Origin of the sequence: Kribbella sp. NPDC048915 (assembly GCF_040649595.1) — a bacterium.
Classification (GTDB): Bacteria; Actinomycetota; Actinomycetes; order Propionibacteriales; family Kribbellaceae; genus Kribbella.
In genome coordinates this window covers 16,903-28,087 of sequence record NZ_JBEZFT010000093.1, presented here as the reverse complement: position 1 = coordinate 28,087, position 11,185 = coordinate 16,903, and the positions used below count along the sequence as shown (strand labels likewise).

Sequence of the window (11,185 nt, the reverse complement as noted above, 5' to 3'; positions counted from 1 at the left end):
CGGGTGCTGGTGATGGTGATGGAGGAGTTCCAGGTCTACTTCGAGACCGAGGACCAGGCCGTGAACAAGGAGATCGCGGCCAAGCTGTCCCGCATCCAGGCCGTAGGCCCGTCTGCTGGTGTCGTGCTGATCTCGTCGTCGCAGAAGCCGTCTGGTGTCGGTGCGGGTGACGTGTCGCGGCTGTTCAACCGCTACCGGGACAACCACTCGGCACGGTTCGCGCTGAAGTGCGGCAACCGCACCGTGTCGGAAGCGATCCTGGGTGGTGACGCGTACCAGGAAGGGTTCGACGCCTCGACGCTGCCGGTGGGCGATGAGTACCGGGGTGTCGGCTATCTGTACGGCGTCACGGACAACACCCCGACTGTCCGGTCGTTCCTCGCGGATGCGGCCGACGCGGACAAGATCCTGACCGCCGCGCGCAAGTACCGCGAGGCGGCCGGGACGCTGACCGGCGAGGCGGCCGGTGAGGAGCTCGAACGTGCGACCCGTGACGTGCTGGCCGACATGCTGACCGTGATGGACGCGGACAATGCCGCGCACTGGGACACGATCGCCGGACGGCTGGGTGCCCGGATGCCCGAGCAGTACGACGGCACCACGCCCGAGGCGATCTCCGCTCAGGCCCGCGCCCAGGGCGTCCCGAGCGTGAACGTGAAGCGCGACGGCGTCACCCGCAAGGGCGTCAAGGCCGCCGACATCCGCGCCGCGATGACCCGCCGCGACAAGACCAACTGATCTACGGAGCGTAACCAAACCAACTGAGGGTGCGGGACGGATGAAGTAGCGGCCCCGACGCTACCGGTAGCGCTCGCGCTACCCGTCCCGCTACCTCGCAACCCAATCCCTACCAGGCCGTATATCCGCAGGTAGCGGGTCGCGGTCACGGTCCTTCACGCCCAAAAACAGCCTGTTGGAGGCTTCCCATGCTGTCCCGCGCCGCTACCGCCACCCTGACCGCCGCTACCCACGGTAGCGACCCCGCCGCTACCCTCACCGCCACCATCCACACGGCCGGGCAGGTCGCCACGGTCCTACTCATCGTGATCATCGCCGTCGCGTTCTACCTGTTCACCTGCCTGGTGTGGCCGTTCGGCAAGTGCCGCCGCTGCAAGGGAGTCGGCAAGTTCAAGTCCCCGTTCGGTCGTGCCTACCGGCACTGCGGGAAGTGCGACGGCTCCGGGCTGCGGGTCCGCGTCGGCCGCCACGTCATCAACCACATGCGCGCCGTCCGGGGCGCGGGCGAGAACTCCACCACCGGCCGGGGGAAGCGCTGATGTGCGCCGCGCTGGACGGGCTCAGCCTGCACCCCGCGAAGTCGTGCTGGGTCGAGCTGTGGAACGGCCAACAGGCCCTCGGCTGGGACTACCACGGAACCCCGGTGTTCCGGTTCCGGTGGGCACCCGCAGGGCTCGCCACCCGCCGACAGCTCCGCGCGATGCGCATGTCGCCGGGCGGTCACGAGCCGTACGCGCTGCTCGTGTGGCGCAACGGCAAGCGCTGGGCGTGGCTGTACCGGCTCGACCTCGCCAAACCGTCGCGTACGCCGTCACCGGCGCAGCTCAACGCACTCGACAAGGCGATGCAGGCCCGCCGCACCTGCGGACTCTGCAAGGCCGTCACCGACTACTGCATCCCCACCTCGGACGGCCGCTGCGTCGACTGCATCGACGCCGCCAACCATCCCGCCAGCTACCCGCACGCCGCTTGACCCATATCGGAGGAGGAACCACCTATGAACGACCTGCTGGCCGCTGCCCTCACTGCTGCTTCGCAAGGCTGGCACGTGTTCCCGCTCGTCCCGGACGCCAAGCGTCCGGCGGTCGAAGACTGGGAGCACCGCGCCACCACCGACACGGCACGGATCGAGCGGTGCTGGTCGTCCGGCCCGTACGGCGTCGGGGTCGCCTGCGGACCGTCCAACCTGATCGTGATCGATCTGGACCAGCCCAAGCCCGGTCAGACGGCACCGGACGAGTGGCGCAAGCCCGGGATCACTTGCGGTGCTGACGTTCTGGCCGATCGCGCGGACGCGGCGGGGGAGTCGTACCCCTGGAACACCCACACTGTGCTGACCGGCAGGGGCGGCGAACACCTGTACTTCTCTGCCCCGGTTGGGATCGAGCTGCGCAACACTCAAGCTCGACTCGGTTGGCTGATCGACACCCGCGCCCACGGCGGGTACGTCGTCGGAGCCGTCTCGGTGGCCTCAGGACGCCGCTACCGCACCGTGTACGACATCGCCCCGGCTCCCCTTCCCCAATGGCTCACAGAGGCGCTCAAGCCCGCGCCCGCACCCGTCCAACAGGCCGCCCCTATCCAGCTCGGTACCGGTCGCCGGGCAGGCTATCTCGACTCGGCAATCAGGGCCGAGACGAACCGCGTCCGGACTGCTGACCAGGGCCAGCGGAACCACGTGCTGTATACCGCCGCTGTCGCTCTCGGGCAGTTGGTTGCCGGTGGCTCCCTTGCGGAACTCGACGTACGCGCCGTGCTCACCGACGCCGCATCGGCACAGGTAGCGGCCGGTGCGTACACCGCGTGGGAGGCGGACAAGACAATCTCGTCCGGGCTGCGGGCCGGGGCGAAGCGACCGCGTCAGGTGGCCGCGTGATGGAACCCGCGTGGGAGCCCGATCCGGAGGAGACCTACCGGATGGCTGAGGTGATCTACCCCGACTGGCAGCCGCCGCTCGAGGAACGGACCGAGCCCGAACCGGCCCGGCCGCCGAAGCTCGATCCGTTCGCGAACGCCTGGACGGCCGACCGGTTGATGGCCGAAGAGTTCGCCCCGCCTCGCTGGGCTGTGCCCGGGCTGATCCCCGAAGGACTGTCGCTGCTGGCGGGCGCGCCGAAGGCTGGGAAGTCGTGGCTATCGCTCAACCTCGCGCTCGGCATCGCGGCCGGTGCGCCGGTGCTCGGTGAGGTGACTGTCGATCCAGGGGAGGTGCTGTACCTGGCGTTGGAAGACACCCCGCGACGGCTGCAAAGCCGCATGGGCAAGATCCTCGGCAGCGATCCGGCACCGGCTGGGTTGACGTTGCTGACCGAGTTTCCGACGCTGCCCGCCGGCGGGGCAGATGCGATCTGTGGATGGCTCGATACGCGGCCGAATGCGCGCATGGTCGTGATCGACGTGTTCGTCAAGATGCGCGGCGCTACCCCGACCGGCATGTCACCGTACGACGCCGATTACCTCGCGATGGGCCGGGCGAAGCGCATCGCGGATACCTACGGGATAGCGGTCGTGCTCGTGCACCACCTGCGCAAGATGGCCGCCGACGACTTCACCGCCGAACTGTCCGGAACCAACGGAATCGTCGGGGCAGCAGACACGATCATGGCGCTCAAGCGGCCACGTGGCGAAGCAGACGGCGTACTCCACATCACCGGCCGGGACGTGGACGAAGCCGAACGCGCGATGCGGTTCGACCCCGAAACCGGCACGTGGGAGCTGCTGGCCGGAGCGGCTATCGACCACACGCTGCACCGCACCCGCGCGGCGATCCTGGCATACCTGCGTCAGTCTCCCGGCGCGACCCCGAAGGCGATCTCTGACGCCCTCGGGGAAGACCGCGACACCATCCGGCGCACCTGCTCCCGAATGGCCGACGACGGCCAACTACGCCGCCGCGACGGCGGCCGGTATTTCCCACCCGACACCGGAACTGTCCCAGGTGTCCCAGAGTCCCAAACCCTTCTCTGACCAGCGCAAACGCCTGGGACAAGCGCTCGGAGGTCCTGTCCCAGATGTCCCACACCCCACCCGCAGGAACCGAAGGAGATCTCTTCCCCATGAGCATCACCGAAGCTTCGAACCCCACCGCAGGGCCGCTGCTGCTGACGGTGGAGCAGGCCGCGCAGCAGCTCGGCGTCGGTCGGACGACTCTCTTTGCCCTGCTGAAGTCCGGCGAACTCGAATCGATCCCGCTCGGGCGTCTCCGGCGCATTCCGGCGGAGTGCATCACCGAATACATCAACCGTCTCCGGGTCGCCGCCCGTGAGAACCAGGCTGCCTAGGAAGGAATTCGCAGTGAGCGAGGACAAAGAGAAGCGCCACAAGAATCCCGATGGCCGATCGACCATCTACCTCGGCAAAGATGGCTACTGGCACGGCCGCGTCACGATGGGTGTGAAGGACGACGGAACGCCCGACCGGCCGCACGTGAAGCGCAGGGACAAGGACGAGGTCGTTGCGCGCGTTGCGGAACTGGAGAAACAGCGCGATAGCGGCAAGGTGCGCCGTACCGGCACGAAGAAGTGGACGGTTGCTGAATGGCTCACGCATTGGCTGACGATCGTCCGACCGAACCTGCGGGATGGCGCGTACGACGCCTATGAGGTTGCGGTTCGGGTGCACCTCATTCCGGGGCTCGGTGCGCACAAGCTCAACAAGTTGCTCCCCGAGCACCTAGAGCGCTTCTACACGAAGATGCAGGACAACGGAGCAAAGCCCGGGACAGCCCACCAGGCTCATCGAACTATTCGGACCGCTCTCGGGGAAGCAGCGAAGCGAGGAGCCCTGACGGCCGATAATCCGGCGGAGAAGGCGAATCCGCCGCGCCTGGACCTGGAGGAAGAGGACGAGGTCGATCCGTACACCCTCGGAGAGATCAAGGCGATTCTCGCGGAGGCGGGTAAACGTCGAAACCACGTGCGGTGGGCAATCGCGCTCGCCCTCGGGTTGCGTCAGGGGGAAGCGCTGGGGCTGAAATGGTCAGACATCGACCTAGATGCAGGCGTCCTTCGGGTGCGGCGCAGTCTGAATCGTCCGAAGTACAAGCATGGCTGCGACAACGGCTCGTGTGGTCGTAGCCCCGGCCGATGCGCAGCGCGGCAGCTCGCCCGGCCGCAGACCTCACCCACCAAGTCCCGCGCCGGACGACGCACAATCGGGCTGCCCTCGGAGCTGACCGAGATCCTTCGGCAGCACTGGAAGGAACAGGCTGCCGAGCGAGTGACAGCCCGCCAGCTCTGGAAGGACGAGGGGTGGGTGTTCGCGAAGCGGACCGGCGAAGCCCTCAGCCCGAACATGGACTTCCGGGAGTGGAAAGACATCCTGGCCGCCGCCGGCATCCGTGAGGGCCGACTCCACGACGCCCGGCACACTGCCGCAACCGTCCTGCTCCTACTCGGTGTTCCTGAGCGAGCCGTCATGGACGTGATGGGCTGGTCGTCGTCATCGATGGTCAAGCGGTATCAGCACATCACTGCGCCGGTTCGCATGGACATTGCCGAACGGGTCGGTGGCCTGATCTGGGCGGAGCCGAAGAGCAAGACCGGGAAGAAGTCGAAGCGCAAGAAGCGGAAGAAGGGACGTGGCGACGACGGGTCGGCAGGGCTGCTGATGCCCGCCTGAGACGGGTTGTTGAGACCTTCGTTGAGACCCTGGGACGAAAAGAGGGGCCGAACGCTGAGCGTTCGGCCCCTCTGTCGTTCGCACCTCCAGAGCCCGAAACCGCGCTCTGACCTGCGGTTTCTTCACTCTGGGGAAGCTGGCGGAGGATACGAGATTCGAACTCGTGAGGGGTTGCCCCCAACACGCTTTCCAAGCGTGCGCCCTAGGCCTCTAGGCGAATCCTCCAAGCGGAGAGGATACCGAGGGCGGGCGGGAATCACGAAATCGGGCGTGAACCCAGCCGGGGGCCGGCGCGACTGATCAGGGTGACGGGGTGACGCGTGGAGCCGAGTTGGGTGGGTGTGGTGGTGCGGGCGCAGGTCGGCGACCAGAGCGGTTTACGTACTGGGTCACCGTGGCTGTCTGTTCGCCAAGGACAGGGCGATCGCCGGCTGGATCGCATCCGGTTTCGCTGTACTCCTGGCGGTCGGACTGGCGCTGGCGGACCACGTCGTACTCGGAGTGCCGTTCGTAGCGGTCGCAGTGTGCGTCCGGAGCAGCTGCCCGAGGGGTCGAAAGTCGTGCTCGGCGGGTTCGACGGGCCTGAACTCGCAGCACTCGTCGACCTCCTCAGGGGCTTCCCTCACGAGCACACGGCGTACGTCGGGCTCCTGGAGGTCCACGGCAAGTAGCAGGGGCGCGGCTACGGCAGCCAGACGTACCAGCTCACGGAGCAGTACGTCTCCAACACCTGGCCCGAGATCCGCACCCTGCGGCGGCTCGCTGTCGTGGACACCAATGCGGACGTCGCGGCCGGGTTCTGGGTGCGGCAAGGCTTCCAGCCCACAGGTGAAGTACGCCCGCACCGCTACGACAAGCTGGAGTCGAACGCCCGCCTCTACGAGAAGCAGCTACCCGAGCAGCACAGGAGCTAGGGCGCGCCACTGCTCAACAGGCTGCGGACCGGTCACCCCGGTGATCACGTTGATCGCGACGTGGTCCGCGCCGGCGTCCAGGTGCTCGGTGAGCTTGGCCTTGATGTCGGCCGGACTGCCCCACGCGGCGAGTGCATCGACCATGGCGTCCGGCAGCGAGGACAGGTCGCTTTCACTGAACCCCTGGCGCTTCAGCGAGCTGACGTATCCAGGGATCTTCGTGAAGAAGCTGATGGTGCCTCTGGCGATCTGCCGAGCGTGTTCGGCGTCCGGCTCGAGTACGACGAGGTGGCTGACGGCCAGGAGCTTGTCCGGGCCCACGACGTCCCGCGCCTCGGCCGAGTACGCCGCTCTGGTCAGAAACGGGTACGCGCCGGCGGTCCGCTCCGCCGCGAGCTTCAGCATCTTCGGGCCGAGCGCTGCGAGCAGTCGACGTTCCACAGGTACGTCCAACTCGTCCAGGTACGCACTGAGCGTCGCCAGCGGCTTGGGGCCGTGCGCTCCGCCCAGACCGACCGTGAACCGTCCCGGCGCGGAGGCTTCGAGCGCGGCGTACGTCGTACCGACATCGGCGGCGCTGTACGTGTCGACGGCGAGGATGCCGCTGACGAAGTTGATCGTCGACGTCGCGTCCACCAGGTCGACGATGGTCTGCAGACCCGGCAGCGGTCCGCCGGACAGCCAGATCGCCGGGTACCCGAGCTCCTCGGCCGCCTGCGCCGCCGCGATCGAGTCCGCGCTGCTGTTGAGTCCTGTCGTGATCCCGAAGGGGCCAAATCGTTGATCCGTCACCAACCCAGTCTCGCGCTCGGCCGCGGCAGTGGCCACGTCTGTTCGCTCACAGCGTCGCGTCGGCGGCGCGGGACGGCGGTGTCGGACGGCGGGTGTCGGACGGCGGTGCAGCGGGGTGCGGTCGGCCGGTGGATTTCAGGTGCAGCGCGGCCATCCCGTACACTCATGGCTGGTTCCCCGCGTGGCGGTATCTCGCCCAATCCCCCCAGGGCCGGAAGGCAGCAAGGGTAAGTGAGCTCTTCCGGGTGCGCGGGGAATCCTCATGTCCGGCCCGGTTCGGGCCTGTCTAGGCTTGGTCTTCCCGAGGACGTCTTCCCGAGACCAAGGAGACCGATGGACGCCGAGACGCGTTATCTGCAGGAACTGATCATCGCCGAGCTCGGTGTGCCCGCGGCGTTCGATGCCGCCGACGAGGCCGAGCGGCGGGTCGACTTCCTGGCGGACCGGCTGCGGCGGACCGGCGCGACGTCGTACGTGCTCGGGATCAGCGGCGGCGTCGACTCGGCCACCGCCGGCCGGCTGTGTCAGCTCGCGGTCGAGAAGGTTCGCGCGGAGGGCGGTCAGGCGACCTTCGTGGCCATGCGGCTGCCGTACGGCGTGCAGGCCGACGAGGCCGATGCGCAGCGGTCGCTCGAGTTCATCAAGCCCGACGAGACGCTCGTGGTCGACGTGAAGCCGGCCACCGACGCCATGGTCGAGGCCGTGCGGCACTCCGGGCTCGGTGACCGGGAGGACTTCCACGTCGGCAACATCAAGGCCCGTCAGCGGATGGTCGCGCAGTACCTGGTGGCCGGCGCCCGCGGCGGACTGGTGGTCGGCACGGACCACGCCGCCGAGGCGGTGATGGGGTTTTTCACCAAGTTCGGTGACGGCGCCTGCGACCTGACGCCGCTGTCCGGCCTCACGAAGCGGCGCGTACGCGCGGTCGGCGAGTGGCTCGGCGCCTCGCCGGAGATCACCGGCAAGGTGCCGACCGCGGACCTGGAAACCAATAACCCCGGCGTTCCGGACGAGGCCGTGCTGGGCGTGACCTACGACCTCATCGACGACTTCCTCGAGGGCCGGGAGATCGACGAGGCGTCGGCGGCAACGATCATTGCCACGCACCGCCGTACCGCCCACAAGCGAGCCGTCCCACTCGCCTTCAGCTGAGAAAGTCAGTCACCAGCCGGTTGAACAGCTCGGGCTGGTCGGCGCAGGTCAGGCTCGGTGACCGGACCGGTCAGTGGATCGGACCGCTGTACGCCGCGTTGGTCCACGCCGATCAGGCGGAACCTCTCCGCGAGCCGATCGCCCTGGAATGTCATGAAGTCGTACGAGCCCGCGCCCGGACCGCCGTGCATGAACAGCAGCGGCTGCGCGTCGGCGGGACCGCGCTGGTCGACGTACAGCCTGGTGCCACGGACCTCAGTCAGCATGGCATGAGCGTAGTGCGCACCGGGCCTAAGCAGTGTGGGCCAGCTGCACCTGGCGGATGCGGTTGGCCAGGCGGGCCAGGCGGATGGTGGCGACGTTTCGGTACGCCGGGCGGAGGACTGTGGCCAGCGGGCCGGACTGCTCGAAGGCGTGCGTGACCTGGCCGTCCGCGTCGATCGTCCAGGTGCCCACCTCGCGGAAGCCGGGGACCTGCCAAACGATCTCGACCCGATCCGGCTCGACCACCGTGTACTGCAACTCGCCGGAGAAGCCTGGACGGACGCGCAGTGCATACCGCGTGCCCGGGTTGGTCTCGCGTGGGCCCTCGATAGCGAGAAATGCCTCGTTCCACTCGGGCAGACCGAGGGCGTCCAGCAGCACCTGCCGGATCGCCGCCTGGCCGGCGTGGATGGTCTCGGTGGCCTGTTCCATGACTAGTTCTCCTGGTGGGCGAGTTCGGGACCCCGGCGGCGGGCCAGGGCGGCTCCGGTCGGGAAGGCGTCGGCGAGCGCGCGGAGGGTGCTGATCGTCTCGTCCAGGGCGTGGCCGGCGAGGCGGTCGTCGAGCGTGCGGTGCAGTCTGTTCTCCGCGGTGATGATGCGGCGGTGAAGCGCGCGGCCCTCCGGGGTGAGGCTCAGTGTGAGGTAGCGCCGGTCGACCGAGTCGATGCCGCGTTTCACCAGGCCCTGCGCGACGAGGCGGTCGACGAGCCGGCTCGGGCTGTTGCCGGTCTCGCAGACGAGCAGCCCGCCCAGGGCATTCAGCGTCATCGGGCCGTGGTCGCGCAGAACGCGCAGAACCTCCGCCTGTGAAGGCGTGATGCCGAGCGGCCGCAGCTCCGCGGCGAGCAGGCGGTTGCCCTCACGCTGAATCGCGAGCACCAGATAGCGCAGCTCCTCGACGACCTTCATGGCAGACATATTACACGACATGTATGTCGTGTCATCTGTTGATGCGAGTGTCTCGGTGTGCGTTGGTCGAGGCGATGATTGCGGCAGGAGTTCCGGATGAGTTCCGGAGAAAGTCCGGTCACGGTCATGGTCAAGGCGACACCGCGGCTGGCACAGTGTCTGCATGAAGGGTCTGATGCAGAACTACCAGCTCTCGCTGGACACGATCTTCCGCCGGGCCGAGCAGTTCTACCCGGACAAGACCGTCCATACCGGCGGTCCCGCGCCGACGACGTTGACGTACGCCGAGTGGGCGGAGCGGACCAGACGCCTGGGCGGGGTGCTGGACGCGCTCGGGATCAGTGCCGACGGCCGCGTCGCGACCTTCGCGTGGAATTCCGGGCGCCACCTCGAGCTGTACTTCGCCGCACCCTGCACCGGTCGCGTGCTGCACACGCTGAACATCAGGCTGTTTCCCGATCAGGTGGTCTACATCGCGAACCACGCCGAGGACGAGGTCGTGTTCGTCGACCGCTCGCTGCTCGGCGTCTTCCTGCCGTACCTGGAGCGGCTGCCGGAGATCCGCCATGTCGTCGTGATGGACGACCTGCCGCCGGGCGCGCCGGCGACCGAGATCCCCGACGACCCGAGATTCCACGACTACGAAGAGCTGCTGGCGGCCGCGGAGCCGGTCGAGTTCCACGTCGCGGACGAGAATCAGGCCGCCGCGATGTGCTACACGAGCGGTACGACGGGTCACCCGAAGGGCGTCGTCTACTCGCATCGCTCGACCTGGCTGCACTCGATCGGCGTCCTGACCAACGCCGGCATCGGCCTCGCCGAGACCGACACTGTGATGCCCGTGGTGCCGATGTTCCATGCGAATGCGTGGGGTCTGGCGCACGCGGCGCCAATGGCGGGTGCGTCACTGGTGTTCCCGGGGCCGGACATGAGCCCACAGGGGATTCTCAAGCTGCTGCAGGAGCAGGACGTCACGCTGTCAGCCGGTGTGCCGACGATCTGGCAGGGACTGCTGCCGCTGCTCGACGGCGTCGACCTGCCGAAGCTACGGCGCATTCCGTGCGGTGGATCCGCAGTGCCCGAGGCACTGTCGGAGGCCTTCCGCGCCAAGCTCGGCCGACCGATCCTGCAAGCCTGGGGGATGACCGAGACGAGCCCGGTGGCGACCGCGGCCCATGTTCCGACCCGCAGTCAGCACCTCCCTGAAGAGGAGCAGGCGCATCTGCGGGCGCGGGCCGGATTGCCGTTGCCGGGAGTGGAGGTGCGGATCGTCGAGCCCGGGTCGACCACCCCGCTGCCGTGGGACGACGAGGCGACCGGCGAGCTCCAGGTCCGGGGCGCGTGGATCGCGGCTGAGTACTACCGCCCGGACGACGGCGCCCAGCTGAACACCGAGGACGGCTGGATGAAGACCGGCGACGTTGCGGCCATCGATCAGTACGGCTCGGTTCGCATCGTCGACCGGACGAAGGACCTGGTGAAGTCCGGCGGCGAGTGGATCAGTTCGGTCGAGCTGGAGAACCTGCTGATGGCCCATCCCGCGGTGCAGGAGGCCGCGGTGATCGGCGTCCCACACCCGAAGTGGGACGAGCGACCGCTGGCCTGCGTCGTCGTTCAGGAGGGTGCCGACGTCACGGCCGACGAGATCCTCGAGTACCTGAAACCTCAGGTCGCCAGGTGGTGGCTGCCGGACGCGGTCGAGTTCATCGACGAGGTTCCGAAGACCTCGGTCGGCAAGTTCTCGAAGAAGGATCTGCGCAGCCGCTTCGCCAACTACCACCTGCAGTAGGTGGT

General features: G+C 67.9%; 14 protein-coding genes, 1 tRNA gene, 1 other RNA gene and 1 pseudogene. 12 read left to right on the top strand and 5 right to left on the bottom strand.

The features are described from left to right. From AB0B82_RS30985 to AB0B82_RS30955, 7 genes and pseudogenes are all read left to right on the top strand, one after another. Nucleotides 1-738 (top strand): annotated as a pseudogene (locus tag AB0B82_RS30985) (cell division protein FtsK); the annotation flags it as partial. A gap of 188 nt (nucleotides 739-926) precedes the next feature. After that, a complete protein-coding gene (locus tag AB0B82_RS30980; protein ID WP_360176524.1) occupies nucleotides 927-1,277 on the top strand; it encodes a hypothetical protein in 351 nt (116 codons plus the stop codon). Further along, complete coding sequence (locus AB0B82_RS30975) at nucleotides 1,277-1,711, top strand: RRQRL motif-containing zinc-binding protein (protein ID WP_360176521.1); 435 nt, start codon at nucleotides 1,277-1,279, stop codon at nucleotides 1,709-1,711. The genes AB0B82_RS30980 and AB0B82_RS30975 overlap by 1 nt, the downstream gene beginning before the upstream one ends. Before the next feature lie 24 nt (nucleotides 1,712-1,735). Next, nucleotides 1,736-2,614, top strand: coding sequence for a bifunctional DNA primase/polymerase (locus AB0B82_RS30970; RefSeq protein ID WP_360176519.1), 879 nt, complete (start codon nucleotides 1,736-1,738; stop codon nucleotides 2,612-2,614). Beyond that, nucleotides 2,614-3,705, top strand: coding sequence for an AAA family ATPase (locus tag AB0B82_RS30965; protein ID WP_360176527.1), 1,092 nt, complete (start codon nucleotides 2,614-2,616; stop codon nucleotides 3,703-3,705). Before AB0B82_RS30970 ends, AB0B82_RS30965 begins: the two co-directional genes overlap by 1 nt. Before the next feature lie 89 nt (nucleotides 3,706-3,794). Continuing rightward, nucleotides 3,795-4,019, top strand: coding sequence for a helix-turn-helix domain-containing protein (locus tag AB0B82_RS30960; protein ID WP_360176516.1), 225 nt, complete (start codon nucleotides 3,795-3,797; stop codon nucleotides 4,017-4,019). 13 nt (nucleotides 4,020-4,032) lie between these two features. Beyond that, a complete protein-coding gene (locus AB0B82_RS30955; RefSeq protein ID WP_360176513.1) occupies nucleotides 4,033-5,358 on the top strand; it encodes a site-specific integrase in 1,326 nt (441 codons plus the stop codon). Between the two features lie 137 nt (nucleotides 5,359-5,495). Here AB0B82_RS30955 and AB0B82_RS30950 read toward each other — a convergent pair. Further along, a tRNA-Ser gene (locus AB0B82_RS30950) sits at nucleotides 5,496-5,583 on the bottom strand. Between the two features lie 299 nt (nucleotides 5,584-5,882). On the opposite strand from AB0B82_RS30950, the gene AB0B82_RS30945 reads away from it, so the two are divergent. Further along, a complete protein-coding gene (locus AB0B82_RS30945; protein ID WP_360176510.1) occupies nucleotides 5,883-6,029 on the top strand; it encodes a hypothetical protein in 147 nt (48 codons plus the stop codon). Nucleotides 6,030-6,125: 96 nt separating this feature from the next. Next, nucleotides 6,126-6,272: a hypothetical protein gene (locus AB0B82_RS30940; protein ID WP_360176507.1), complete on the top strand. Its 147-nt coding sequence runs from the start codon at nucleotides 6,126-6,128 to the stop codon at nucleotides 6,270-6,272. Here AB0B82_RS30940 and AB0B82_RS30935 read toward each other — a convergent pair. Continuing rightward, on the bottom strand, nucleotides 6,249-7,064 hold the full coding sequence (locus AB0B82_RS30935) for a TIGR03620 family F420-dependent LLM class oxidoreductase (RefSeq protein ID WP_360176504.1): 816 nt from the start codon (nucleotides 7,062-7,064) through the stop codon (nucleotides 6,249-6,251). The genes AB0B82_RS30940 and AB0B82_RS30935 overlap by 24 nt on opposite strands. Nucleotides 7,065-7,232: 168 nt before the next feature. Between AB0B82_RS30935 and ffs the strand changes: the two genes are divergently transcribed. Then, nucleotides 7,233-7,329, top strand: an RNA gene (ffs, locus tag AB0B82_RS30930) — signal recognition particle sRNA small type. A 68-nt stretch (nucleotides 7,330-7,397) separates the two neighbouring features. Further along, complete coding sequence (nadE, locus tag AB0B82_RS30925) at nucleotides 7,398-8,216, top strand: ammonia-dependent NAD(+) synthetase (protein ID WP_360176501.1); 819 nt, start codon at nucleotides 7,398-7,400, stop codon at nucleotides 8,214-8,216. A gap of 5 nt (nucleotides 8,217-8,221) precedes the next feature. Here the strand turns inward: nadE and AB0B82_RS30920 are convergent, their stop codons facing one another. The 3 genes from AB0B82_RS30920 to AB0B82_RS30910 are packed head-to-tail and all read right to left on the bottom strand — an operon-like array spanning nucleotide 8,222 to nucleotide 9,391. Beyond that, nucleotides 8,222-8,482, bottom strand: coding sequence for an alpha/beta fold hydrolase (locus tag AB0B82_RS30920; RefSeq protein WP_360176498.1), 261 nt, complete (start codon nucleotides 8,480-8,482; stop codon nucleotides 8,222-8,224). A gap of 25 nt (nucleotides 8,483-8,507) precedes the next feature. After that, on the bottom strand, nucleotides 8,508-8,912 hold the full coding sequence (locus tag AB0B82_RS30915) for an SRPBCC family protein (RefSeq protein WP_360176495.1): 405 nt from the start codon (nucleotides 8,910-8,912) through the stop codon (nucleotides 8,508-8,510). Nucleotides 8,913-8,914: 2 nt separating this feature from the next. Then, on the bottom strand, nucleotides 8,915-9,391 hold the full coding sequence (locus AB0B82_RS30910; RefSeq protein ID WP_360176492.1) for a MarR family transcriptional regulator: 477 nt from the start codon (nucleotides 9,389-9,391) through the stop codon (nucleotides 8,915-8,917). Nucleotides 9,392-9,554: 163 nt separating this feature from the next. Between AB0B82_RS30910 and AB0B82_RS30905 the strand changes: the two genes are divergently transcribed. Beyond that, nucleotides 9,555-11,180: a long-chain fatty acid--CoA ligase gene (locus AB0B82_RS30905; RefSeq protein WP_360176489.1), complete on the top strand. Its 1,626-nt coding sequence runs from the start codon at nucleotides 9,555-9,557 to the stop codon at nucleotides 11,178-11,180. The last annotated feature ends 5 nt before the right edge of the window (nucleotides 11,181-11,185 follow it).

Bases quoted from the DNA above. Each gene is read 5' to 3' on its own strand.
- AB0B82_RS30915 (WP_360176495.1), bottom strand. From the start codon at position 8,912: ATGGAACAGGCCACCGAGACCATCCACGCCGGCCAGGCGGCGATCCGG.
- AB0B82_RS30980 (WP_360176524.1), top strand. From the start codon at position 927: ATGCTGTCCCGCGCCGCTACCGCCACCCTGACCGCCGCTACCCACGGT.
- AB0B82_RS30965 (WP_360176527.1), top strand. From the start codon at position 2,614: ATGGAACCCGCGTGGGAGCCCGATCCGGAGGAGACCTACCGGATGGCT.
- AB0B82_RS30975 (WP_360176521.1), top strand. From the start codon at position 1,277: ATGTGCGCCGCGCTGGACGGGCTCAGCCTGCACCCCGCGAAGTCGTGC.
- nadE (WP_360176501.1), top strand. From the start codon at position 7,398: ATGGACGCCGAGACGCGTTATCTGCAGGAACTGATCATCGCCGAGCTC.
- AB0B82_RS30960 (WP_360176516.1), top strand. From the start codon at position 3,795: ATGAGCATCACCGAAGCTTCGAACCCCACCGCAGGGCCGCTGCTGCTG.
- AB0B82_RS30920 (WP_360176498.1), bottom strand. From the start codon at position 8,482: ATGCTGACTGAGGTCCGTGGCACCAGGCTGTACGTCGACCAGCGCGGT.
- AB0B82_RS30905 (WP_360176489.1), top strand. From the start codon at position 9,555: ATGAAGGGTCTGATGCAGAACTACCAGCTCTCGCTGGACACGATCTTC.
- AB0B82_RS30910 (WP_360176492.1), bottom strand. From the start codon at position 9,391: ATGAAGGTCGTCGAGGAGCTGCGCTATCTGGTGCTCGCGATTCAGCGT.
- AB0B82_RS30970 (WP_360176519.1), top strand. From the start codon at position 1,736: ATGAACGACCTGCTGGCCGCTGCCCTCACTGCTGCTTCGCAAGGCTGG.